This is a genomic window from Silvania hatchlandensis, assembly GCF_025564065.1.
Classification (GTDB): domain Bacteria; phylum Pseudomonadota; class Gammaproteobacteria; order Enterobacterales; family Enterobacteriaceae; genus Enterobacter; species Enterobacter hatchlandensis.
On sequence record NZ_JAMGZK010000032.1, the window covers coordinates 13,316 to 36,613 of the forward strand.

Below are 23,298 nucleotides of genomic sequence, written 5' to 3' on the forward strand. Positions count from 1 at the left end.
ATAGCGACGCAATTCAACGCGTTTTGCGCCACCCTATCAACCAGGCCACTACGCCGCCCGCCATCAACCAGGCGGGCATAAATTCCCACTCCGGACGATTAATCAGCAGCAGCGTGCCACTGAGTAACAGCGTTGCACCAATCCCAAACAGATAACGAGACTGGCCCTGACGCACATGGTTTGTTTGCAACTCGTGGGCGATTTTATCCACGCTGTGCTGCAACTTTTTGCTCTGGCGCAAACTGTCATACACCAGCTCCGGAATTTCGGGCATTTTTTCAATCCAGAACGGCGCTTTCTCTTTCAGGGAGCGAACCAGCGCGGGCAGCCCAACCTGATCTTTGATCCATGACTCAAGGAATGGCTTGGCCGTTTTCCATAAGTCTAACTGAGGATAGAGCTGTCGCCCCACCCCTTCAACGTAAAGTAATGTTTTCTGGAGTAAAACTAACTGTGGCTGTACTTCCATGTTAAAGCGGCGGGCGGTGTTGAACAGGTTCAGCAGAACGTGTCCAAACGAGATCTCTGCCAGCGGCTTCTCAAAGATGGGCTCACAGACGGTGCGAATAGCAAACTCAAACTCTTCGACGTTGGTATCCAGCGGAACCCAGCCGGAATCCACGTGCAGCTCGGCCACTTTACGGTAGTCGCGGTTGAAGAAGGCGATAAAGTTTTCAGCCAGATAGCGCTTATCTTCTTTGTTCAGCGAGCCGACGATCCCGCAGTCAATGCCAATATACTGCGGATCTTCCGGGTGTTCGTAGCTGACGAAAATATTGCCCGGGTGCATGTCAGCATGGAAGAAGCTGTCGCGGAACACCTGGGTGAAGAACACCTGCACACCACGCTCGGCCAGCAATTTCATGTTGGTGCCCTGCTGCTCCAGCGTTACCACGTCCGAGACCGGGATCCCGTAGATACGCTCCATCACCATCATGTCCTGGCTGCAGTAATCGGAATAGACTTCCGGCACATACAGCATCGGGCTGTTTTCAAAGTTGCGGCGCAGCTGAATGGCGTTCGCCGATTCACGCAGCAGATTCAACTCGTCGATCAGCGTTTTTTCATATTCACGCACCACTTCCATCGGACGCAGTCGGCGGCCGTCGGGCAGCAGACGCGGCACCCAGCGGGCCAGGCGATAGATGAGCTTCATGTCCGCTTTGATGACCGGCAGAATGTCCGGGCGGATCACCTTAATGACCACCTCTTTGCCGTTCTCTTTCAGGCGCGCGGTATGCACCTGCGCAACGGAAGCCGAGGCCAGCGGCTGGATGTCGAAATCATCGAACCAGCTCTCTACCGGAATATCGCCCATCGCTTTCTCGATCTGCTGCTTTGCGAGGGCGCCATCAAACGGGGCGACCTTGTCCTGCAGCAGCGCCAGCTGATCGGCAATCAAAGGTGGGAACAGATCGCGACGGGTTGAGAGCATCTGGCCGAACTTAATCCACACCGGGCCAAGCTCCTGTAACGCCAGCCGCAACCGCTCGCCAAGCAGTTTGTCCTGATGGCGATTTGGCATCCAGAACAGCGTCCGCCGCCAGACGCGCAGCGGCAGTGTGATACGCATTTTGGGGATAAGCTCGTCGAGCCCGTAACTCAAAAAGGTGCGGATGATAAAGTAGAGGCGCCGAATTTCACCAGGCGTCATTTGCCCTCCAGTTTTTCAAGCCGTTTCGTTAATGCATCGACCGCACGCTCAACCGCGGCGGTTTCTTCTGCGAACCATGCTGCTTCCAGCGGCCCCGGAGCCATGCGCCACTCTTCGGTGAGCACTTCAGCCACGTAGCGCTGCTGGCGCTGAAAGCCTTTTTGCAGCAGGGAGGCACCACCGCGCAGCACTTTGCTGATCCCCTCTGCGGCAATGTCGCCTGTCCAGGGAGCCAGCAGTTCTGCGGGATCGAACTCGGCCAGATCGGCCAGGGCAACAAAGTTTTGCACCACCTGAATGTCGCCTTCGACCTCCAGCTCACCGCTGCGGATAAGCGCAGTAAGCTGCTGGCGATCGCGTAGTTTTGGCAGCACGTTCATATGGGTGATGACGGAGCAGTCGGCCTCGCCTTCCCATTCGCCCAGAACATCGAGCTGGCGTTCGCTGAACACCAGCACCAACGGGGTCGTGAACTCTTTTAACACCACCCGCAGCACTTTGCCGTTCAGACGCTGACGCGCCGGTTTTAACGCCGCAGAGCGATAGAGAAAGGTATTGAGTACGTTTTCTACACCGGCAGTGATCAAGGGTTTAAACGGCATCTGCCACCTCCACTCAGAACTTGTAACCACGATGCAGCGCAACAACACCGGCCGTCAGGTTGAAGTAATCAACGTTGTCAAAACCTGCATCCTGCATCATCGCTTTCAAGGTGTCCTGATTGGGGTGCATACGGATGGATTCGGCCAGATAGCGATAGCTTTCTGCGTCGTTGGCAACCATCTCGCCAATACGCGGCAAAATGTGGAACGAATAAGCGTCGTAAGCTTTGCTCAGCGGCTCGATAATCGGTTTTGAGAACTCCAGCACCAGCAGACGACCGCCCGGTTTCAGCACGCGGTACATAGAGCGCAGCGCTTTCTCTTTGTCGGTGACGTTACGCAGACCGAAAGAGATGGTGATGCAGTCGAAGGTGTTATCCGGGAAGGGCAGCGCTTCGGCATTGGCCTGCACATATTCGACGTTGCCCACCACGCCAATGTTGCGCAGTTTTTCACGACCCATTTTGAGCATCGAGTCGTTGATGTCGGCCAGTACTACGCGGCCAGTTTCACCCACCAGACGCGAGAATTTTGCCGTCAGATCGCCGGTTCCGCCAGCCAGATCCAGTACGGTTTGACCACGACGTACGCCGCTGCAATCAATGGTGAAGCGCTTCCACAAGCGATGAATACCGAATGACATCAGGTCATTCATTACATCGTACTTCGCCGCCACGGAATGGAATACGTGGGCCACCATGTCAGCTTTCTGCGCTTTAGCGACAGTCTGAAAGCCAAAGTGCGTTGTGTCTTGTGAATCTTCAACCATCTCAGAGCCTGCTTATCAGTCAAATGTTCGAGAAGTGTAACAGATTGGGCGCATTTGCCCTACGATTCAACCACCCTGGGAATAACGATCCACGGCTGCGGCTGGCGGGTGTGGATCCGCTAACACCCTGTCTTTATTGTCTCTATTTTGAGCACCTGTTGCTTCTCGCAAACGATACTCGTCATCCTGCGCGAGCGCCTGTTCCACCAATTCCGGATTAATCTCGCGCTTCACCTCCACGCCGAGAGTGCGGAACGATTCGGCCTGCGCCAGCAGGTTTCCCCGCCCGGACGTCAGCTTTTTCATTGCCTGGCGATAGTTATCCTGTGCACGGTCAAGGCTTTGGCCTACCGAGGACATGTCATCAACAAACAGGCGCATTTTGTCGTAAAGCCGGCTGGCGCGATCGGCAATCTGCTGCGCATTACGGCTCTGGTGCTCGTAGCGCCACAAATTAGCAATGGTGCGCAGGGCCACCAGCAACGTGGTGGGGCTGACCAGCATAATGTTATTTTTCAACGCCTCGGAGATCAGCTCCGGCTGGCGATCCAGCGCCAGTAAAAAGGCCGGTTCGACCGGGATGAACATCAGGACGTAATCCAGCGAGCGTAACCCTGGCAGCTGCTGATAATCTTTGCGCCCCAGCAGGCGAATGTGGTTTCGCACCGAAGCAATATGCTCCTGTAGCGCCGCCTCGCGGGTGTTGTCATCTTCCGCATTGAAGTAACGCTCGTAGGCCACCAGCGTCATCTTGGCATCGATAACCACGTCTTTGTCCTGCGGCAAACGGACGATAACGTCCGGCTGCATGCGCGAGCGGGTCTCGGTTTCAATGCTGACCTGCGTCTGATACTCATGGCCTTCACGCAGGCCGGAGGCCTCAAGCACGCGGGTCAGGACCACTTCCCCCCAGTTGCCCTGGGTTTTATTGTCGCCTTTCAGCGCCCGGGTCAGGTTGACGGCCTCCTGCGCCATCTGGGCATTCAGCTGCTGGAGATTGCGAATTTCATGGGCCAGGGTGTGCCGCTCCCGCGATTCCTGACCAAAGCTGTCCTGCACCTGGCGACGAAAGCCGTCCAGCTGTTCGCGCAGGGGCGTCAGCAGACCATTGAGGCTCTGGCGGTTTTGCTCATCGACGCGGCGATTGCTGTGCTCAAAGATACGGTTCGCCAGGTTTTCGAACTGCTCGCTCAGGCGCTGCTCGCTGTTGATCATCTGCCGGATTTTGTCTTCTGCATGCAGCTGGGTCGACTCCAGCCGGGTGGTGACTTCGCGCAGGTCGGCTTCCAGCGAGGTGTTGATATCCCGCAGATTGCGCAGCTCGTTGTTGAGCAACTCGCACTCGTCGCGCCAGTGCCCGCTCTGGGCCGTTTGCTGTTTAAGCGCGCTCAGGTCGGCCACCATCTCTTCACGCTCAACCAGCTGATCGGCCTTTTGCTGCGCATGTTGATAGCTGGCCATCAGCCAGCCCACGCCGACGCTGACCAACGCAATAACGGCATAAATTAAGATGGAGATATCCACAACGCCCCCGGTATCAAGCTATTACCCGCACAAAATAGAATTGTGCTGTATAAACGTCCAGTTTGAAAGGGGTTTTCTGCGAGGCGCTGCGCAAAGAAAAAGGCCGAACAGGTCGGCCTTTGTCGTAGGGAGAACGAAATTACAGCAGGCGGCGAGCCGCTTCCACCACGATTTTCACCGCATGGCTTTCGGTCTTCTTCATGGTCTCGGCGTTCGGGATCTCCTGCTGGGTGCGGTTGACGATCACGCCCGCCACCATACCGGCACGCAGGCCCTGGCTGGCGCACATGGTCAGCAGCGTTGCGGATTCCATTTCATAGTTCATCACGCCCATGGACTGCCACTCTTCCATCGAGCCTTTAAAACGGTTTACCACGCGACCCGAGAAGGTGTCGTAGCGCTCCTGGCCTGGGTAGAAGGTATCAGAGGACGCCGTCACGCCAACGTGGGTGGTGGCACCTACGGATTTCGCCGCTTCAACCAGTGCGGTGGTGCACTCAAAGTCAGCCACCGCCGGGAATTCCATCGGTGCAAAGTGCAGGCTCGCGCCGTCCAGACGAACAGACGCCGTGGTCACCAGCACGTCGCCGACGTTGATGTGCGGCTGAATAGCGCCGGTCGTCCCGATACGCAGGAAGGTGCGAATACCCAACTGGGCCAGCTCTTCAACGGCAATAGAGGTCGACGGGCCACCGATACCGGTAGAACAGACGATCACCGCTTTGCCGTCCAGCTCAGCGCGCCAGGTGGTGAATTCACGATGTGATGCCAGCTTAACCGGCTTATCCATCAGCGCGGCGATCTTTTCCACACGCTCTGGATCGCCAGGGACGATAGCGAGCTGGGCCCCTTGTAAATCATTTTTAGTGAGGCCGAGATGAAAAACATCAGACTTAGACATAAGAACTCCTCTGTGGATCGGGTTGTCAGCAGAAGTAAAACGGTACTTTACCGAAGCACCTGGCTTCTTTTCGTGACGGATATCACCATGAATGAAATTGATTGCATATAATTACCATGAAATGGTGATTCACATCACATTAACAATGTTATATCGCCATCCGCTGCACAAAAGATAGACTGTTTCGGGCACTGTGAATTCATTACCTGCGGACTATATTTACCTTTGCGCTAATTGGTACGGAGAATGCCATGACTGAAAAAACTGGATTTGCACCTGCTGCTGGCCCCGAGGTCAGCACCGTCGTGACCACGCCCGACGAGGCGATCAACGCCGGAGAAACCTCTATTCCGACCCAGGGCGATAACATGCCCGCTTACTATGCTCGCCCTCAGCATGTGGAGGGTAGCCTGCCGATCGTCATGGTGATTCAGGAAATTTTCGGTGTGCACGAGCACATTCGCGACCTGTGCCGCCGTCTGGCACTGGAAGGCTATCTGGCGGTGGCGCCTGAGCTCTATTTCCGCCAGGGCGATCCGAATGACTACAGTGATATCCCGACCCTGTTCAGCAATCTGGTGACGAAAGTGCCGGATGCGCAGGTGCTGGCGGATCTCGATCACGTGGCGAACTGGGCGTCGCGCAACGGTGGTGACCCGCATCGCCTGCTGGCAACCGGCTTCTGCTGGGGCGGGCGCATCAGCTGGCTGTATGCCGCCCACAACCCGCAGCTTAAGGCAGCCGTGGCGTGGTACGGCAAGCTGGTCGGTGAAAAAACGCTGAATTCACCAAAGCATCCGGTAGATATCGCAACCGATTTAAACGCGCCGGTGCTGGGGCTGTATGGCGCTGAGGATACCGGGATACCGCAGGATACCGTTGAGACCATGCGCCATGCCCTGCGCGCGGCAAACGCGACGGCAGACATTGTAGTCTATCCCGGTGCAGGACATGCTTTTAACGCCGACTATCGTCCGAGCTATCACCAGGAATCGGCGAAAGATGGCTGGCAGCGCATGCTGGCGTGGTTTAGCCAGTACGGCGCGAAAAAGAGTTAAGCTGCTCACAATTCGCGCGCTCAGGCGCAGCGGTTGTTTGACTTTCAGGCGCAATTTGGTCGATATAAAAAGCACAGGCGTGTAACTACGATCCGTAGGCAAGACCTGAAGCCCATCTCCCCTTCCAGGGGGAGATGGGCTTCAGGTCTTTTTTTTTGCTCTGGAGACAGGGGCCAGACATGAATCACTTGCAGACTGCGCTGGATATCATCACCCAGGTGGGTGGCGCTGAAAATATCGAACATATCGAACACTGCTCCACCCGGCTGCGACTGAGCCTGTATGACAACGGCAAGGTTAACGAGGCCGCGCTGGCAAAAATCGACGGTGTGCTGGGCGTGCGGGTTAACGTGCAGTGCCAGGTGATTATTGGCCACGAGGTGGTGCAGGTTTTCGAGGCCGTACGCTCGCTGACGGGTGAGCCGCAGGCCAACGCGCCGCAGGTGACCACCCGGCCCAGCCGCGGTGCGCAGGTCGTGGATTTTGTGATCAGCGTGTTCCAGCCGCTGGTGCCGGCTATCGCTGGCGGCGGCGTGCTGAAATCGCTCCTGCTGCTGCTGGACGTGCTGGGCTGGCTCAGCCGCGACAGCTCCACCTACAAGGTGCTGGATAACATCGGCTCGGCCCCGCTCTATTTCCTGCCTATCCTGGTGGCGATCACCACGGCGACCAAACTGAAAGTGAACGTGCTGGTGGCAGTCTCGGCGGTGGCGGTGATGGTACTGCCAGCGATGACCAAACAGCTGGCGGACGGGGCGCAGTTTATGTCGTTCGACCTGCGCAATGTGGCCTACGCCTCGCAGGTGTTCCCGGCCATCCTCTGCGTGCTGTTTTACGCCCAGACGGAAAAGCTGTTTAACCGCTATTCGCCGGGCGCGCTGCGTATTTTTCTGTCGCCGATGCTCTCCCTGCTGGTCACGGTTCCGGTCACGCTGCTGATTCTGGGGCCGCTGGGCTACGAACTGGGCGCCGGGCTGGCGACTGTGATCCTGTGGCTGTATGGTAAGCTCGGTTTTGTCGCGACCGGCCTGCTCGCCGCTGCCCTGCCCTTTATGGTTGCCGCCGGGATGCACAAACCGATGCTGCCTTACGCCGTGGCCTCGATGAGCCAGTTTGGCCGGGAGCTGCTCTACCTGCCCGCTTCCCTGGCGCATAACATTGCTGAATCGGGTGCCTGCCTGGCGATCGCGCTTAAAAGTAAAGACAAGGTGCTGAAGTCCACCGCCTTTTCGGCCGGGATTTCTGCCCTGTTCGGCATTACCGAACCGGCACTGTATGGCGTGACGCTGCTGAACAAAAAGGCGCTCTACAGCGTGATTCTGGGCAGTGTGGTTGGCGGGGCATTTATCGGCTGGATGGCAATCGAAGCCTTCGCGCTGGTAGGCCCAGGGCTTGCCAGTATCTCCATGTTTGTCTCACCGGATAATCCACTGAATATCGTCTGGGCCTTTGCCGGGGCAGGGCTGTCGTTTGTTATCGCCTTTATCAGCGCCCTGCTGCTGTGGCGGGATAAAGCGGTCGAAAAAGAGGATGAGCTGACCTTTACCCGGCCGGTTGAAGGGCAAATCGTTCCTCTGGAGACCGTTAACGACGACGTGTTTTCGCGCAAAATCATGGGCGACGGTATCGCCATTATTCCCTCGCAGGGCGTGCTGCGCGCCCCGGCGGACGGCACAGTCGTGAACATATTTGAAAGCGGCCACGCGCTGAGCCTGCTCACCGATTCGGGCGTTGAGCTGATTTTCCATATTGGCATCGACACCATCAAGCTGCAGGGCGAAGGCTTCGATCCCCGCGTAAAAGAGGGTCAGCAGGTAAAAACCGGCGACACCTTAATTGAGTTTTCCCTCGACACCATCACCGCGGCGGGCCTCGATCCGGTGGTGATGATGGTCGTCACTAACGGCGAACGATTCTCGCTGACACCAGGCAGTACCGACAAAAAAACTTCCCATCCGCATATCATCATGACACTTAAGGAGTCCGTGTAATGGATAAATCCCTCCCGTTTCCGCAAGGTTTTTTATGGGGCGGCGCGATTGCCGCTAATCAGGCCGAAGGGGCATGGAACGTTGACGGCAAAGGACCGTCAGTGGCTGACGCCATCACCTGGAAACCCAATCTGTCGCTGAAAGACTATGACGGCCACATGGCGCTGACCGATGAGAACATCCGCGACGCCTTCGAGGGCAAAAATGACGCGCTGTACCCCAAACGTCGCGGCATTGATTTTTATCACCACTACAAAGATGACATCGCCCTGTTCGCCGAAATGGGCTTTAAGGTGCTGCGCGTCTCAATTGCCTGGTCGCGCATTTTCCCGACCGGCGAAGATGCCGCGCCGAACGAGGCGGGTCTGCAATATTATGAAGATATGTTCCGCGAACTGCGTCGTCACAACATTGAGCCGCTGGTCACGCTCTCCCACTACGAGATGCCGCTGGCGCTGAGCGAAAAATACAACGGCTGGGTGCACCGCAACGTGGTGGATGCGTTTGTACGCTTCAGTAAGGTCTGCTTCGAGCGCTATAAAGAGCTGATACGCTACTGGTTGACCTTTAACGAAATCGACAGTATTCATCGGCATCCGTTTACCACTGCGGGCATCCGCGAAGAGAAAAGCCTGCCAGGTAAAGCAAAACAGGACATTTATCAGGGCCTCCATCACCAGTTTGTGGCCTCTGCACTGGTCACCCGCGACTGTCACGACATTATCCCGGGCAGCCAGGTGGGCTGCATGCTGACCAAGCTCACCACCTATCCGCACAGCTGCCGTCCTGAGGACGTCGAAGCCACGCTGAAGAAGAATCTGGAGAACTACTTCTATGCCGACGTGCAGGTATTTGGCGAATATCCGCCGCTGATCCTGCGCGATCTGGCCAGCCGGGATATTCAGATCGACATGCAGGCCGACGATCAGCGTATTTTGAAGGATCACACCGTCGACTTCGTCTCCTTTAGCTACTACATGTCGCTGACCGAATCGACCCAGCCGGACGTGGAGCGTATCCCAGGCAACACCATTCTCGGGGTGAAAAACCCCTACCTGCCTGCGTCCGAATGGGGCTGGCAGATTGACCCGGTGGGGCTGAAGATCTCCCTGCTCGAGCTGTACGATCGCTATCAAAAACCGCTGTTTATCGTGGAAAACGGGCTGGGAGCTAAAGACACAGTGGAGGGCGGAAAAATTCACGATAGCTACCGTATCGACTATTTCCGCGCCCACTTCGAACAAACGTTGGCAGCTATCAATGAAGGGGTGGATGTGATGGGATTCACCACCTGGGGCTGTATCGACATTATCAGCGCGGGCACCTCACAGATGTCCAAACGCTACGGCTTTATCTACGTCGACCAGGATGACGAAGGCAACGGCACGTCCAAGCGCCTGAAAAAAGACTCCTTCTGGTGGTACCAGAGAGTAATTGCCAGCAATGGCGCTGACATGAGCTAAACGGCCCGGCCGCAGGAATAGACGTGATAACGATAAAAAAATCGCTTAACAACAGCATGCTGCTGGTCGACAACGACCAGCGCGAGATGATTCTGTTTGGCAAAGGTATTGGCTTTGGCGCAAAACCGGGCACCAGTATCGATTTGGCACAGGTTGAGAAAGTCTTCCTGCCACTGAGCGATCTCAAATCCCGCCACTTTTTATCGCTGACGGATACTATTCCTGCGGCATTCTTCGATGTCAGCCACGATATTCTGACGCTTGCGCGCAGCGTATGTGGCGACAAGCTCAATTCGGTGCTGCTGTTTACCCTTGCCGAGCACCTGCATTTTGCCGTAGAGCGCAGCCGTAGCGGACAGTTGATCCTCAATAAGCTGAGCTGGGAGGTAAAGCGCTACTACCCGCAAGAGCATAGCGTGGGCATGCAGGCGCGATTAAAAGTGAATGCGCTATTTGCAGTTGAGCTGCCGGAAGACGAAGCGGTGAATATCGCCTTCCACCTGATTAACGCCAGCAGTCAGACCGACGACAGTACCGCCCACCAGCAGGTGGAGCTGGTGAACCGCATTGCAGAGATCGTGCGTTACAAGCTGAGTAAAGCCATTGATACGCAGTCGGTGAATTACATGCGGTTTATTACCCATCTGCGTTATTTCGCCGAGCGGGTGTTAACCGGGAAAATTGTGGTCAGCGAGACCGAGGATTTTTATCAGGAGCTGATGCGCCACCGCCCGGATGCGATGACCGTCGCCTGGGTGATCCGCGACTATGTGCAGGAAAAATATCAGCTCACCTTACCGAAAGATGAGCTGACCTGGTTGAGTATTCATATTAGCCGGTTGATGGATGGCCAGGCATAAAGCGCCCGGTGGCGGCTACGCCTTACCGGGCCTACAACTGCAGTGAATCGTAGGCCTGGCAACAGAGCGCCGGGGTTAACCATACTCGACTCCTGATTTAGTGATCCTTCACAAAGTACAAACGCTTTAGGAAATTAACCATACTTTAATGATTCCCTGTTCTGTATGCCGAGCGTAAGTTGGTATTAATACCAATTATTGAAACAGGAGGTCTTAATATGGCTATACCCGTCTACCTTTGGTTAACAGACTACGCAGGAATTCGTATTAAAGGTTCTGTTGATATACAAGGAAGAGAAGGAAGCATTGAGATTATAGAGCTTATGCATTCTGTCGATCTTCCCACAGACAACCTTACGGGGAAAATCACTGGCAAACGCCTCCATGGCGATTTTGCTTTAATTAAAGAAATCGATAGTTCATCACCCTATCTTTACCAGGGAGTCTCTACTGGCAGAACATTTAAGCAAGCTGAGTTGAAATTCTACCGCATAAATTACAATGGTCAGGAAGAGGAGTATTTTAGAATAACGATGGATAATGCCAGAGTTAATGGTATAGAGCCTATAACATTCGACATTAAAAATCCAAACTATGAAAAACACGATCATCTTGAAGCATTTTATTTAGCTTATGAAAAAATCACCTGGCGTTATCTGGATGGAAACATCATACACTCTGATCGGTGGAATACTAAGCAGGAGGATTTATTATGACGTGGGTTTATAAGGTTAGTTCACATTCTTTTTATCTAAATGGCACGTATCAATTCGATGGTCTTTATACAGGAAGACCTGGATTCAAAAACGACTCGGCAAATGAATGTATAAAGAATAAAGGACCATTACCAAGAGGAACATACACTATTGGGCCAGCTTTCAATCATCCTAAAACCAAAGCATGGACGATGAGATTATTCCCCTATGACGGGAACGATATGTGTGGCCGTGATGGTTTCATGATCCATGGGGAAAGTTCAGCACACCCGGGAGAAGCATCGGATGGCTGTATCATTCTGAACCTATCCAGTCGTAAAATTATAGCTGCAAGTAGTGATAAAACATTAGTGGTGGAGGATTAAATGTTTATAAAGCGACTCTTCTGCACACTGATAACCTTTCCTTTGCTCTCAGAAGCACATAACAGTGGATGTGCTTCTGTTGGAACCGCTATGGAAACAACCTTATTTAACGCTATTTCACGAGACTTTAAAATAGACACATCGAAGATTCTTAGAAACAAAACGACTATTGAAATTATCGACACCACCCCAATATCAAAGATATATGCAGCATCATTAGCAAAAATTGATTATGACAGTGCATTGGCACAGGATAAATCGACAATATCCGAAAGTGCTTACTTTGACAGTTATTATGAAAAATCGGCTCATTCACTAACAGCTAAGTACACGTATATTAATAAGGAAATGAAGAAAGACGTTTTCATTGCTTCCAGCCTTATAAATAAAGAAGAATGTTCTGTCAGGTTTAATGGTTATATTACTCTATCCAGAGAATTTTAATTTTTCATGATGGCAAATCGTAGGCCGGGCAAGCACCAGCGCCACCCGGCAATTTCACATTAAGCCTGACGCAGGTTCTGCGCTGCTTTTACCATGTTCGCCAGCGCGCTTAGGGTTTCCGGCCAGCCGCGTGTTTTCAGACCGCAGTCCGGGTTAACCCACAGACGCTCTGCCGGGATACGCTGCGCCGCTTTTTCCAGCAGGGCTTCAATCCATTCCACGCTCGGGACGTTCGGGGAGTGGATGTCGTACACGCCCGGCCCTATTTCGTTCGGGTAGTCGAACTCTTCGAACGACTCCAGCAGCTCCATGTCCGAGCGCGAGGTCTCGATGGTAATGACGTCCGCATCCAGCGCCGCAATGGAATCCATGATGTCGTTGAATTCGCAGTAACACATGTGGGTGTGGATCTGGGTGTCATCTTTCGCCACTGCGGCGTTGATACGGAAGGCTTCCACGCCCCACGCCAGATAAGCATCCCAGTCGCTGCGACGCAGCGGCAGGCCTTCGCGCAGCGCCGGTTCGTCAATCTGGATGATACCGATACCTGCGGCTTCCAGATCGGCCACTTCATCACGCAACGCAAGGGCAATCTGCTTCGCAATGGTTTCGCGGGTGACATCTTCACGCGGGAAGGACCAGCAGAGAATGGTCACCGGACCGGTCAGCATACCTTTCACCGGCTTGTCGGTCAGGGACTGGGCGTACTTCGCCCACTCCACGGTAATCGCTTCCGGACGACTGACGTCGCCGATAACCACCGGCGGCTTCACGCAGCGGGAGCCGTAGCTTTGCACCCAACCGTTCTGAGTGAAGACGAAGCCGTCCAGGTGTTCACCAAAGTATTCCACCATGTCGTTACGCTCGGCTTCACCGTGTACCAGCACGTCCAGACCTAAGCGCTCCTGCTCAGCAATCGCCTGCTTGATATGTTCGGCAATGCCGGTGCGGTAGTTGCGCGCATCGAGGTTACCCTTTTTGAAGTCCAGACGCAGGCCGCGGATCTCGGTGGTCTGCGGGAAAGAACCGATAGTGGTGGTTGGCCACGCTGGCAGGTTGAAGCGCGCACGCTGGGCTTGTGCACGTACTTCGTAGGCGTTTTCACGCTGGCTATCCTGGGCGGTGATGGCCGCCAGACGTTGTTCGACTGCCGCATTGTGAACGCGCGTGGAGTGACGACGGGCCTGAATCGGGACGCTCCATTCGGTTATCGCCGCCGTGTCGCCGCTGTTCAGGGCATCGCGCAGCAGAGCCAGCTCTTCACATTTTTGCAGGGCGAAGGCAAACCAGCTCTTCACTTCTGCATCCAGACGGGTTTCGACACTCAGGTCGATCGGGCTGTGCAGCAGGGAGCAGGAAGAAGCCACCCACAGATCACGAAGAGCGACGATGTCTTTAATCTGGGCGTATTTCTCGGTCAGATCCGCACGCCAGACGTTACGCCCGTTCACCAGGCCGGCAGAGAGCAGCCAGTCGGCTGGCAGACGGTTATGCAGTTCAGCCACATCATCTTTGCCGTGAACGAGGTCCACGTGCAGACCCTGCACCGGCAGTGCGGTAATGGTATCAAGATTCGGCGTTACGCCTTCGAAATAGGTGGTCAGCAGCAGCTTCACCTGACCGGTCAGCGCGTCATACGCTGGTTGGAACGCGTCCAGCCACGCTTGCGGCAGCTCCAGCACCAGCGCAGGTTCGTCGATTTGCACCCACTCAACGCCGCGTTTCGCCAGCTCACCCAGCACCTGCTGGTAGACCGGCAGGATATCGTTCAGCAGGCTCAGACGGTCAAACTGCTCACCCTTCACTTTGCCCAGCCACAGGTAAGTTACCGGACCCAGCAGCACAGGCTTAATCTTGTGGCCCAGCGCCAGCGCTTCGTCCACTTCATCCAGCAGCTGGGTCCAGGTCAGTTTGAACTGCTGGCCTTTAACAAACTCCGGCACCATGTAGTGGTAGTTGGTGTTAAACCACTTGGTCATTTCAGCGGCGGCAGCGGGCTCACCGCTCGGCGCACGACCGCGGCCAAGGCGGAACAGGGTGTCGATATCCACCGATCCGTCGCTGTTCTGATGACGAGCCGGCACGTTGCCCAGCAGCAGGCTGGTGGTCAGAACATGGTCGTACCAGGCGAAATCACCCACCGGCAGCAGATCCACGCCAGCCTGCTTCTGCTGATCCCAGTGACGGGCGCGCAACTCGCGGCCTACCGCCAGCAGTTCTTCACGGCTGGCATTGCCAGCCCAATAGCTTTCTTGTGCTTTTTTCAGTTCGCGACGCAGACCAACGCGAGGAAAACCAAGAGTGTGATTAATAATTGTCATCGTGTTGCCCCTTGTGGAATTTTTAGGATTTAGCCATCCAGATGTTTACACATCTATAATTGGCAGTTACTGTATATTCCTCAAGCGCAAATTGTTCATGGCGAAGTGAAGGACTTTCATGATCGAGATAAAACACCTGAAAACGCTCCAGGCGTTACGGAACTGCGGTTCACTCGCAGCGGCGGCAGCTACGCTGCACCAGACCCAGTCCGCCCTTTCTCACCAGTTCAGCGATCTGGAACAACGCCTTGGCTTCCGTCTGTTTGTGCGCAAAAGCCAGCCGCTGCGCTTTACGCCGCAGGGCGAAGTGTTGCTCCAGCTGGCGAATCAGGTGCTGCCGCAGATCGCCAGCGCGCTGCAGGCGTGCAACGAACCACAGCAAACGCGGCTACGCATCGCCATTGAGTGTCACAGCTGTATTCAGTGGCTGACCCCGGCGCTTGAGAATTTCCGCCAGAACTGGCCGCAAGTGGAGATGGACTTTAAATCGGGCGTGACCTTCGATCCGCAGCCCTCCCTGACGCAGGGCGAGCTGGACCTGGTGATGACCTCAGATATTCTGCCGCGCAGCGGTCTGCACTATTCGCCGATGTTTGATTATGAAGTGCGGCTGGTGTTGGCTCCGGACCATCCGCTGGCGGCAAAAACGCGCGTGACGCCGGAAGATCTGGCTACCGAAACGCTACTGATCTACCCGGTTCAGCGCAGTCGCCTCGATATCTGGCGTCACTTTTTACAGCCGGCAGGCATCAACCCACAGCTGAAAAGCGTGGATAACACCCTGCTGCTGGTGCAGATGGTGGCGGCGAGAATGGGGATTGCGGCGCTGCCCCACTGGGTGGTTGAGAGCTTTGAACGCCAGGGTCTGGTGGTGACCAAAACCCTGGGCGAGGGATTGTGGAGCCGGTTGTACTCCGCCGTGCGCGATGGCGAGCAGCGCCAACCGGTTACCGAGGCCTTTATTCGCTCAGCGCGGAATCACGCTTGCGACCATCTGCCGTTTGTGCGGAGCGCGGAGCGACCCAACGGCGATGCACCCACAGTGAAGCCAGGATCACCGTCCCCCCAATAATAAAGCTCGGCCAGTGGGGTTGTTCCTGCCAGATCGCCAGGTTCACCAGCAGGCCAGCCGGGACGTGAACGTTATTCATGATCCCAAGCGTACCGGCGTCCACCTGCGTGGCGCCGTAGTTCCACATAAAGTATCCCAGCCCGGAAGCGACCACACCCAGCCAGATCAGCACGCTCCACTGTACCGTGGTGGTCGGCAGTTTTTGCGGATTGCCCAGCATAAACCACGCCACGACCGCGACAATAAGCGCTCCCATATAGAACCAGGCAAAGGCGTTGTGCTGCGGCATCGGATGGATCTCCATCAACCGCTTATAGCCCACCATGCCGATGGCAAAGCTGATGTTGGCGAGCTGGACGAACATCAGTCCGGTCCAGAAATGATCGCTCACTTTGTCATAACGAATGATGGCCGCACCTGCCACCGCCAGCGCCGCACTCAGCAGGTAGCCCCAGCGCAGACGGCGTTTACTCATCAGATCGTAGATCAGAGTGATATACAGCGGCGTCAGCACGGTAAACAGCAGGAATTCCGATACCGACAGGTAGACGTAAGCGCGGAAGCTGAACAGATACATGATGCCGAGCTGCATAGCGCCCACCAGCATGTACAGCGAAATGGTTTTCAGCGTTTGCCCGCGCAGGCGCAGAAACGGCAGAAACACCAGGGCCGCCAATCCGACACGCATCAGCACCGAAAAGTAGCTGTCCACGTGCCCGGCAAGGTATTCACCGATCAGACTGAACGAGAAGGCCCACAGAATAGTGGTGATAATGAGTAGCGCCACAATGCTTGTCTCTCAGGAAGAAGGACAGGCATTGTAGCGAACTCTTCAGTTGACAACTGAACACTAAATAACCAAATGAAGATTATTCAAGGAACAGCTTACGCAGGTAACTCGGTACGGCGTTGTCGCCATTGGTGCCAATCACTTCCAGCTCCGGGTGCAGATCTTTCAGGCGCTGGTGCGCGTTTTCCATGATGCAGCCTTTACCCGCCATCGACAGCATCTCGGCGTCGTTCATGCCGTCACCAAACGCGATGCAATCCTGCAGGCTAAAGCCCAGGCGTTTGGCGACCGCTTCCAGCGCATGGCCTTTGGAAACCCCGCCCGCCATCACTTCCAGACAGGTCAGCGTGGAGAAGCTGACGTTAACCCGATCGCCCCAGCGGGCATTGATCGCCTGCTCCAGCGGCAGCAGCGCTTCGTGGGTGTCGGTGGTGAAGAACACTTTGCTGATACCTTCTGGCTCCAGCAGGCCCGGCTCATAGAGGGCGTAGTTAAAGACCGCTTCTTTGAAGAAACGCATCTCGTCCGGGCGGTGGCGGTTCATAAACCATTCATCATCACGATAAACGTTGGTGATGATATCGGGATTGTTGTGCACCACGCCGAACAGGTCGGCGGCGATATCGCGATCGAGGTTATGGGTGAAGATCAGATTACCGTCAAGATCGTGCACGCGGGCACCGTTGGAGGTGATCATGTAGGATTTGATCTCCAGATTATCGCGGATCTGCCCCACATCGACGTGATGGCGGCCCGTCGCGAAAACAAAATTCACGCCGCGGGCAGTCAGGAGTTTTAAGGTTTCTTTCGCGTAAGGCGATAAGGTGTGGTCGGGAGAGAGCAGCGTGCCATCTAAGTCAGACGCGACAACCTGGTACATAGGAAAATTTAACCTCTGGTGAATATCAGTTATGCCTGTCGAAAAAATCGACGATGGCGTGGAGTGCGACTGAGCGCATGGCGTCCTTTTCGAAAAGGATCTCATGGTACGCGCCGTTTATGACCAGTGGTTTACCCCCGTCACAAGGGTATCCGACTGCGGCTCGCTGTTCACAAAAGCGTTCGTGCATGCGGTTATCCACTACCTGCTCCTCTTCTGCCTGAAGCAAGAGCATCGGGGTGTCATCCTGACCGGCGCCAGCCAGCGCCTCTTCCCCCGCCAGAATGCCTTCACGCACCCAGTGGTAAGTTGGACCGCCGACGCGTAAGCGGGGTTCATCCGCGTAAAAGCGCAGGTTTCGACGATAACGCTGCCGACTGTGGGTTAACACGTTAAGGGCAAACGGCAGTGCACGCCAGCGTCCGGTGCCAATGGCGTAGCCTTCGCGAACGCGCTGATGGCCCTCAGCCCAGTCGAGAATATGGCGTACCATCCACTCCGGCAGGCGCATTACGATGCCAAACATCGGGGCGCTCAGCGCAATGGCATCACACTGATGGGGATGACGCTGCAAAAACAGCGTGGCAATCGCGCCCCCCATCGAGTGCGCCAGAATAAACCGTTTTCGCCACGGCCCAGGCTGCACTTCCTGCTGCCAGAAGGCGGCAAAATCATCGACGTAATCGCTGAATTTACTCACATGGCCCCGGTGCGTATCGGACAACATGCGCCCGGAACGCCCCTGACCACGGTGATCGATAATCAGCACGTCAAAACCGAGGTGGAAAAGGTCGTAGGCCAGCTCGGCGTACTTCACGTAGCTTTCGATACGCCCAGGGCAGACAACAATCACCGAATCATGGCTTTCTGCCCGAAAACGCACAAAGCGTACCGGCACATCATCAACGCCCGTGAACCCGCCCTCTTCGCGCTGGCGCCAGAAATCGGTCAGTGGCCCCATGGAGAAAGCAGCAAATGCCTTTTCTCGTGTTTCCCAGTCCGTTTTCTGCTGAAACATTGGATTTGTGCACCTGTAAGCCAAGGAATATCGTTTTTTCGTGACGGGTCACAAAATGACTCAACATTAGCGTATTGTGGCATAAAAATAGACGATTCGGGAGTTTCAAATGACCTTAGAGTGGTGGTTCGCTTACCTGCTGACATCCATCATCCTTAGCCTTTCCCCGGGCTCCGGGGCAATCAACACCATGACCACAGCGATGAATCACGGCTATCGCGGCGCGGCGGCATCGATTGCTGGATTGCAGACCGGGCTGGCCATTCATATTGTGCTGGTGGGCGTAGGGCTGGGCACGCTGTTCTCCCGTTCGGTACTGGCCTTTGAAGTGCTGAAATGGGCGGGCGCGGCGTATCTTATCTGGCTGGGAATTCAACAGTGGCGCGCCGCTGGCGCTATCGATCTGAACACGATGGCCCAGACGCAAAGCCGGGGTCGACTGTTTAAACGCGCGGTGTTTGTCAACCTGACCAACCCGAAGAGCATCGTCTTCCTTGCTGCCCTGTTCCCGCAGTTTATCGTGCCGCATCAGCCCCAGCTCGCGCAGTACGCGGTACTCGGCGTGACGACGATTGTGGTCGATATTATCGTGATGATTGGCTATGCCACGCTGGCAACGCGGATTGCGACATGGATTAAAGGGCCTCGTCAGATGAAGGCCCTGAATAAAGTGTTCGGGTCGCTGTTTATGCTGGTGGGGGCGCTGTTGGCCTCAGCCCGGCATGCTTAGCGCGACAGAATGAGATGAATACCGAAGCCGGTGAATAACGCACCGGCAACGCCGTCAATCCACTTCGCCAGTCGTTGATAACCGCGACGCATCGACGGTAACGCAAACAGGCTGGCCACCACGGTAAACCAGGCGAAGGTTTCCAGCACGATCAGCAGGAAAATCCCCCAGCGCGCGCCGACGCCCACACTGTCGCCGACGAACAGGGAAAAGACCGATCCGAAATAGATAATCGCTTTTGGGTTCGCGAGGTTAGTCAGCAGCCCTTTCACAAAGCTCCGCCCGCCCGACGCGAGTTCCACCTTCGGTTCCGCTGCCGTGCTGTCCTCTTTCTTCAGCGCGCCGCGCAGCATCTGGTAACCCATCCAGCACAGATACAGACCGCCGCCGACCATAATGATGGTATGCAGCCATGCCATTTTCTCGAGGATCAGGTTCAGGCCAAGCAGCGCAACCGCCGCCCAAACCATGACGCCGAGGGTAATGCCCAGCACGCCCATCATCGCCTCTTTACGGGAACGGCTTACCGCCGTTTGCGAGACAAAGAAAAAGTCGGGGCCAGGGCTCATCAGCGCCACAATGTGCACCAGCGCCACAGTCAGAAACAGGGTTAACATAATTAACTCGCGGGGGAATAGTTCAGTGAGTCATCATCCTGGCACTTTTTCGCCCGGCTGACTACTCCTCATCATCACCGTCAGCATGGGAACGAATAAGGGCCATAAACTCTTTGCCAAAACGCTCCAGCTTGCGGGTACCAACACCGTTAACGCTGAGCATTTCGCTGGCGCTGAGCGGCATCTGCTCGGCCATCTCAATCAGCGTGGCGTCGTTGAACACCACATACGGCGGGATATTCTCTTCGTCAGCAATGGCTTTGCGCAGCTTACGCAGCTTGGCGAACAGCTTGCGGTCGTAATTACCGCCGTAGGATTTCTGCATCACGCGCGGCTTAAGGGCCACCACGCGCGGTACGGCAAGCTGCAGCTCTACCACGCCGCGCAGCACCGGGCGGGCGGCTTCCGTCAGCTGCAGTGCGGAATGCTGGGCAATATTTTGCGTAGCCAATCCCAGATGAATAAGCTGACGGATAATGCTGACCCAGTGCTCGTGGCTGTTCTCTTTGCCAATACCGTACACCGGCAGCTTATCGTGGCCCATCTCGCGGATACGCTGGTTATTCGCCCCGCGCAGCACTTCCACCACGTAACCCATCCCAAAGCGCTGATTAACGCGTCCGATGGTGGATAACGCTTTACGCGCGTCCATCAGCCCATCGTACTGCTTGGGCGGGTCGAGGCAGATATCGCAGTTGCCGCACGACGCCTGACGACCTTCACCAAAGTAGTTCAGCAGCACCAGACGGCGGCAGGTTTGCGCCTCGGCAAAAGCGCCCATCGCATTGAGCTTATGACGCTCAATATCCAGCAGCGCCCCGGCGGGCTTCTCTTCCAGGCAGCGGCGCAGCCAGGCCATATCGGCCGGATCGTAAAACAGCATCGCCTCGGCCGGCAGGCCATCACGCCCGGCGCGGCCCGTCTCCTGATAGTAGGATTCGATATTGCGCGGAATGTCGAAATGCACCACAAAGCGCACGTTCGGTTTGTTAATGCCCATACCAAAGGCGACGGTCGCCACCACAATTTGCAGATCGTCGCGCTGGAACTTCTCCTGCACCTCGGCACGGATGTGGTTTTCCAGCCCGGCATGGTAAGCCGCCGCGCTAAAACCCCGACTCTGCAGACGGGCGGCGGTGTCTTCCACTTTTGCCCGGCTGTTACAGTAGATAATGCCCGACTTGCCGCGCTGCTCCTGCACGTAGCGCAGGAGCTGATCCAGCGGCTTAAACTTTTCCATCAGCATGTAGCGAATGTTCGGGCGATCGAAGCTGCTGACCTGAATCAGCGGATCGTCGAGCCCCAGCAGGCGCGCGATATCAAGACGGGTGGTGTCATCGGCGGTGGCGGTGAGCGCCATAAACGGCACGGCCGGGAAGCGCTGACGCAGCTGGCCGAGGGCGGCATATTCCGGGCGGAAATCATGTCCCCACTGGGAAATACAGTGGGCTTCGTCCACCGCCACCAGCAACGGATTCCAGTGCGTCAGATGCTCAAGAAAGTTATCCAGCATCAGACGTTCCGGCGCGATATACAGCAGGCGGATCTGCCCGCTACGGCAACCGGCCATCACCTCCTGCTGCTGCTCTCGGGTTTGCGTCGAGTTCAGACAGGCCGCCGACACGCCGTTGGCCAGCAGCTGGTCCACCTGATCTTTCATCAGCGAGATCAGGGGCGATACCACGATGGTCAGGCCATTCAGTACCAGCGCAGGCACCTGATAGCATAAGGATTTGCCACCGCCGGTGGGCATGACCACCAGACAATCGCGACCGGTCAGGGCAGCATTAATGATGGTTTCCTGGCCCGGGCGAAACTGCTGGTAGCCAAAGGTTTCATGTAAAACCTGTTTAGCCAGCAACTCCTGATTCACAACTTCCGCCTGCACCACATCAACCCCATTTGCCTGAAATAAAAACAGGCGCTATTTTCAGCGCCTGCGAGAGAAACTTCAACGTTTAAGACAAAAACATTCGAGGAGGCTAGAAAAGATCGTTCAGCATCACGCCCACGCCGACGCGCGTCTGATTGAAATTGTAATCGATCAGCGACTCGCCATAGCCGCTGTAGACCTGCGTATACAGGCGAACGTGTCGGGTTAGCGGGTAGCTCACCCCCACTTCTGCCCCGCCGTAGCCGCTGTTCCAGTTGTACTGTCCCTTCACGCTGAGCACCGCTTCGCCCAGCTGATAGCCGACCCGCAGCTGGTAGTAACCCATGTATTTGGTGATATCCGGGTTATCGTCGGTATTGCCAATCACATACCAGGGTTTGACTTCGACCAGCCAGTTATTGTTTTGCGCCATCAGGCGGGTATAGAGGCGGTTCCAGCTGCGCGAAGTGGGATCGGAGCGGCCGTTGGATTGGTGGTTGTAGCCAAACTCCACGTCGCGTAGCGTCCAGCCGCCCAGCGAGTAATCGGTGGCGAACCCGAGGAACAGCTGCGGTTCATAGTTGGTTTCACGGAACGGCGAAGACTCATCGCTGTTGGACAATTGCCACCAGGAGCGTTGCGTGTAGGAGCCACCCAGCAGCGAGTTGGGCCCGAGGATCCCGCGCCACAGCGGGAACGCGAGGCTCAGCTGGAATTTCACCTCATCTTTACGCGCATTGTCGACCCAGTCATAGGTGCTTATCGCTTCTTTATTGAGATCGCTGGTAGCGGTGTAGATCAGATAATTGCTGTCATAGGGATAGAGCGTGAACGGGTTGTCATGCTCCTCCAGCAGGTTGGCGATAATGCTCCCGCGCACTGCTGGGGTATCACTGACCTCCACATTTTTCGCGTCCTGCGCAAAGGTGACAGAAGGCAGCGCAGCCGCTGCCAGGAACCAGGCCAGATACGTCCGCATCGGTGGTGCTCTCCTGCAAAGTCGTTTTAATGAAGAATTATTTTGAATCAATTTAACATATTTGACGATTAGCGGCTTTACCTCTGCTCCTAATGTGGAAATTCACATTAATGAGGAATAAAATCAACATCCTCTTAACAAAAAGGATGTGACGTGCCATGTCAGCCACGCTTACTGCCGAACAAGTGCTTAAGCTTGTCGGCGAGATCTTCGTCTACCACATGCCGTTCAACCGTGCGCTGGGCCTGGAGCTGGAACGCTACGAGAAAGATTTTGCTCAGCTCAGCTTTAACAACCAGCCGATGATGGTCGGCAATTGGGCGCAAAGCATTCTTCATGGCGGGGTGATCGCCTCCGCGCTGGACGTGGCCGCCGGGCTGGTCTGCGTGGGGAGCACCCTGACCCGCCACGACACCATTAACGAAGAGGAACTGCGCCAGCGCCTGTCGCGAATGGGCACTATCGATCTGCGCGTCGATTATCTGCGCCCCGGCCGCGGCAATCGCTTCACTGCCAGCAGCAGCCTGCTGCGCGCCGGTAACAAAGTGGCGGTGGCGCGCGTGGAGTTGCATAACGAAGAGCAGGTTTACATCGCCAGCGCAACCGCCACTTATATGGTGGGTTGAGACGGTAAAATCGGGTAAAATTGCGTTACTTTTTTGTAACGGATT

The 23,298-nt window shown here is 55.7% G+C and carries 22 protein-coding genes; 10 read left to right on the plus strand and 12 right to left on the minus strand.

Going from position 1 to position 23,298, the window contains the following annotated elements; all coding sequences use genetic code 11:
- Positions 1-13: 13 nt before the first annotated feature.
- The 5 genes from ubiB to udp form a co-directional block, all read right to left on the minus strand.
- Positions 14-1,654, minus strand: a complete 1,641-nt coding sequence (gene ubiB, locus M8014_RS00555; protein WP_271280643.1) for a ubiquinone biosynthesis regulatory protein kinase UbiB — start codon at positions 1,652-1,654, stop codon at positions 14-16.
- Positions 1,651-2,256 carry a ubiquinone biosynthesis protein UbiJ gene (gene ubiJ / locus M8014_RS00560; protein WP_271280644.1) on the minus strand — a complete coding sequence of 202 codons (606 nt, stop codon included), beginning with the start codon at positions 2,254-2,256 and terminating at the stop codon, positions 1,651-1,653. The genes ubiB and ubiJ overlap by 4 nt, the downstream gene beginning before the upstream one ends.
- 13 nt (positions 2,257-2,269) lie before the next feature.
- Entirely contained in the window at positions 2,270-3,025 is a 756-nt protein-coding gene (gene ubiE / locus M8014_RS00565; RefSeq protein WP_271266056.1) for a bifunctional demethylmenaquinone methyltransferase/2-methoxy-6-polyprenyl-1,4-benzoquinol methylase UbiE, read from the minus strand.
- 66 nt (positions 3,026-3,091) lie between these two features.
- Entirely contained in the window at positions 3,092-4,549 is a 1,458-nt protein-coding gene (gene rmuC / locus M8014_RS00570) for a DNA recombination protein RmuC (protein ID WP_271280645.1), read from the minus strand.
- 139 nt (positions 4,550-4,688) lie between these two features.
- A complete protein-coding gene (gene udp, locus M8014_RS00575; protein WP_271280646.1) occupies positions 4,689-5,450 on the minus strand; it encodes a uridine phosphorylase in 762 nt (253 codons plus the stop codon).
- 251 nt (positions 5,451-5,701) lie between these two features.
- Here udp and M8014_RS00580 point away from each other — a divergent pair, with 251 nt between their 5' ends.
- From M8014_RS00580 to M8014_RS00610, 7 genes are all read left to right on the plus strand, one after another.
- Entirely contained in the window at positions 5,702-6,508 is an 807-nt protein-coding gene (locus M8014_RS00580) for a dienelactone hydrolase family protein (RefSeq protein WP_271280647.1), read from the plus strand.
- Positions 6,509-6,687: 179 nt separating this feature from the next.
- Positions 6,688-8,499 carry a beta-glucoside-specific PTS transporter subunit IIABC gene (locus tag M8014_RS00585; RefSeq protein ID WP_271280648.1) on the plus strand — a complete coding sequence of 604 codons (1,812 nt, stop codon included), beginning with the start codon at positions 6,688-6,690 and terminating at the stop codon, positions 8,497-8,499.
- A complete protein-coding gene (locus M8014_RS00590; protein ID WP_271280649.1) occupies positions 8,499-9,962 on the plus strand; it encodes a glycoside hydrolase family 1 protein in 1,464 nt (487 codons plus the stop codon). Before M8014_RS00585 ends, M8014_RS00590 begins: the two co-directional genes overlap by 1 nt.
- 23 nt (positions 9,963-9,985) lie before the next feature.
- On the plus strand, positions 9,986-10,822 hold the full coding sequence (locus M8014_RS00595) for a PRD domain-containing protein (protein WP_271280650.1): 837 nt from the start codon (positions 9,986-9,988) through the stop codon (positions 10,820-10,822).
- Between the two features lie 218 nt (positions 10,823-11,040).
- Positions 11,041-11,538: an Hcp family type VI secretion system effector gene (locus M8014_RS00600; protein WP_271280651.1), complete on the plus strand. Its 498-nt coding sequence runs from the start codon at positions 11,041-11,043 to the stop codon at positions 11,536-11,538.
- Entirely contained in the window at positions 11,535-11,903 is a 369-nt protein-coding gene (locus M8014_RS00605) for a tlde1 domain-containing protein (RefSeq protein ID WP_271280652.1), read from the plus strand. The genes M8014_RS00600 and M8014_RS00605 overlap by 4 nt, the downstream gene beginning before the upstream one ends.
- 90 nt (positions 11,904-11,993) lie before the next feature.
- Positions 11,994-12,347: a Shiga toxin A subunit gene (locus M8014_RS00610; protein ID WP_271280653.1), complete on the plus strand. Its 354-nt coding sequence runs from the start codon at positions 11,994-11,996 to the stop codon at positions 12,345-12,347.
- Positions 12,348-12,406: 59 nt separating this feature from the next.
- Here the strand turns inward: M8014_RS00610 and metE are convergent, their stop codons facing one another.
- On the minus strand, positions 12,407-14,668 hold the full coding sequence (gene metE / locus M8014_RS00615; RefSeq protein WP_271280654.1) for a 5-methyltetrahydropteroyltriglutamate--homocysteine S-methyltransferase: 2,262 nt from the start codon (positions 14,666-14,668) through the stop codon (positions 12,407-12,409).
- 118 nt (positions 14,669-14,786) lie between these two features.
- On the opposite strand from metE, the gene metR reads away from it, so the two are divergent.
- Positions 14,787-15,740, plus strand: coding sequence for an HTH-type transcriptional regulator MetR (gene metR, locus M8014_RS00620; RefSeq protein ID WP_271280655.1), 954 nt, complete (start codon positions 14,787-14,789; stop codon positions 15,738-15,740).
- Here the strand turns inward: metR and M8014_RS00625 are convergent.
- From M8014_RS00625 to pldB, 3 genes are all read right to left on the minus strand, one after another.
- Complete coding sequence (locus M8014_RS00625) at positions 15,628-16,527, minus strand: carboxylate/amino acid/amine transporter (protein WP_271280656.1); 900 nt, start codon at positions 16,525-16,527, stop codon at positions 15,628-15,630. The genes metR and M8014_RS00625 overlap by 113 nt on opposite strands.
- An 82-nt stretch (positions 16,528-16,609) precedes the next feature.
- Positions 16,610-17,410, minus strand: coding sequence for a sugar/pyridoxal phosphate phosphatase YigL (yigL, locus tag M8014_RS00630; protein WP_271280657.1), 801 nt, complete (start codon positions 17,408-17,410; stop codon positions 16,610-16,612).
- Positions 17,411-17,435: 25 nt separating this feature from the next.
- Positions 17,436-18,428, minus strand: a complete 993-nt coding sequence (gene pldB, locus M8014_RS00635; protein ID WP_271280658.1) for a lysophospholipase L2 — start codon at positions 18,426-18,428, stop codon at positions 17,436-17,438.
- A 109-nt stretch (positions 18,429-18,537) separates the two neighbouring features.
- Between pldB and rhtB the strand changes: the two genes are divergently transcribed.
- Positions 18,538-19,158, plus strand: a complete 621-nt coding sequence (gene rhtB / locus M8014_RS00640) for a homoserine/homoserine lactone efflux protein (protein WP_271280659.1) — start codon at positions 18,538-18,540, stop codon at positions 19,156-19,158.
- Here the strand turns inward: rhtB and rhtC are convergent.
- From rhtC to pldA, 3 genes are all read right to left on the minus strand, one after another.
- Complete coding sequence (gene rhtC / locus M8014_RS00645; protein ID WP_271280660.1) at positions 19,155-19,775, minus strand: threonine export protein RhtC; 621 nt, start codon at positions 19,773-19,775, stop codon at positions 19,155-19,157. The genes rhtB and rhtC overlap by 4 nt on opposite strands.
- A 61-nt stretch (positions 19,776-19,836) precedes the next feature.
- The gene (gene recQ / locus M8014_RS00650; RefSeq protein WP_271280661.1) at positions 19,837-21,666 is read right to left on the minus strand and encodes an ATP-dependent DNA helicase RecQ; all 1,830 of its coding nucleotides are present in this window, start codon (positions 21,664-21,666) and stop codon (positions 19,837-19,839) included.
- Positions 21,667-21,757: 91 nt separating this feature from the next.
- Positions 21,758-22,627 carry a phospholipase A gene (gene pldA / locus M8014_RS00655; protein ID WP_271280662.1) on the minus strand — a complete coding sequence of 290 codons (870 nt, stop codon included), beginning with the start codon at positions 22,625-22,627 and terminating at the stop codon, positions 21,758-21,760.
- A 158-nt stretch (positions 22,628-22,785) separates the two neighbouring features.
- Between pldA and yigI the strand changes: the two genes are divergently transcribed.
- Complete coding sequence (gene yigI, locus M8014_RS00660; protein ID WP_271280663.1) at positions 22,786-23,253, plus strand: acyl-CoA thioesterase YigI; 468 nt, start codon at positions 22,786-22,788, stop codon at positions 23,251-23,253.
- Positions 23,254-23,298 lie beyond the last annotated feature (45 nt).

Excerpts from the sequence above, each read along its gene's own strand:
- metE (WP_271280654.1), bottom strand. The coding sequence starts at position 14,668 with ATGACAATTATTAATCACACTCTTGGTTTTCCTCGCGTTGGTCTGCGT.
- M8014_RS00590 (WP_271280649.1), top strand. The coding sequence starts at position 8,499 with ATGGATAAATCCCTCCCGTTTCCGCAAGGTTTTTTATGGGGCGGCGCG.
- yigL (WP_271280657.1), bottom strand. The coding sequence starts at position 17,410 with ATGTACCAGGTTGTCGCGTCTGACTTAGATGGCACGCTGCTCTCTCCC.
- rhtB (WP_271280659.1), top strand. The coding sequence starts at position 18,538 with ATGACCTTAGAGTGGTGGTTCGCTTACCTGCTGACATCCATCATCCTT.
- M8014_RS00610 (WP_271280653.1), top strand. The coding sequence starts at position 11,994 with ATGGAAACAACCTTATTTAACGCTATTTCACGAGACTTTAAAATAGAC.
- M8014_RS00585 (WP_271280648.1), top strand. The coding sequence starts at position 6,688 with ATGAATCACTTGCAGACTGCGCTGGATATCATCACCCAGGTGGGTGGC.
- M8014_RS00600 (WP_271280651.1), top strand. The coding sequence starts at position 11,041 with ATGGCTATACCCGTCTACCTTTGGTTAACAGACTACGCAGGAATTCGT.
- ubiE (WP_271266056.1), bottom strand. The coding sequence starts at position 3,025 with ATGGTTGAAGATTCACAAGACACAACGCACTTTGGCTTTCAGACTGTC.
- M8014_RS00605 (WP_271280652.1), top strand. The coding sequence starts at position 11,535 with ATGACGTGGGTTTATAAGGTTAGTTCACATTCTTTTTATCTAAATGGC.
- yigI (WP_271280663.1), top strand. The coding sequence starts at position 22,786 with ATGTCAGCCACGCTTACTGCCGAACAAGTGCTTAAGCTTGTCGGCGAG.
- metR (WP_271280655.1), top strand. The coding sequence starts at position 14,787 with ATGATCGAGATAAAACACCTGAAAACGCTCCAGGCGTTACGGAACTGC.
- M8014_RS00580 (WP_271280647.1), top strand. The coding sequence starts at position 5,702 with ATGACTGAAAAAACTGGATTTGCACCTGCTGCTGGCCCCGAGGTCAGC.
- rhtC (WP_271280660.1), bottom strand. The coding sequence starts at position 19,775 with ATGTTAACCCTGTTTCTGACTGTGGCGCTGGTGCACATTGTGGCGCTG.
- pldB (WP_271280658.1), bottom strand. The coding sequence starts at position 18,428 with ATGTTTCAGCAGAAAACGGACTGGGAAACACGAGAAAAGGCATTTGCT.
- ubiB (WP_271280643.1), bottom strand. The coding sequence starts at position 1,654 with ATGACGCCTGGTGAAATTCGGCGCCTCTACTTTATCATCCGCACCTTT.
- ubiJ (WP_271280644.1), bottom strand. The coding sequence starts at position 2,256 with ATGCCGTTTAAACCCTTGATCACTGCCGGTGTAGAAAACGTACTCAAT.
- pldA (WP_271280662.1), bottom strand. The coding sequence starts at position 22,627 with ATGCGGACGTATCTGGCCTGGTTCCTGGCAGCGGCTGCGCTGCCTTCT.
- udp (WP_271280646.1), bottom strand. The coding sequence starts at position 5,450 with ATGTCTAAGTCTGATGTTTTTCATCTCGGCCTCACTAAAAATGATTTA.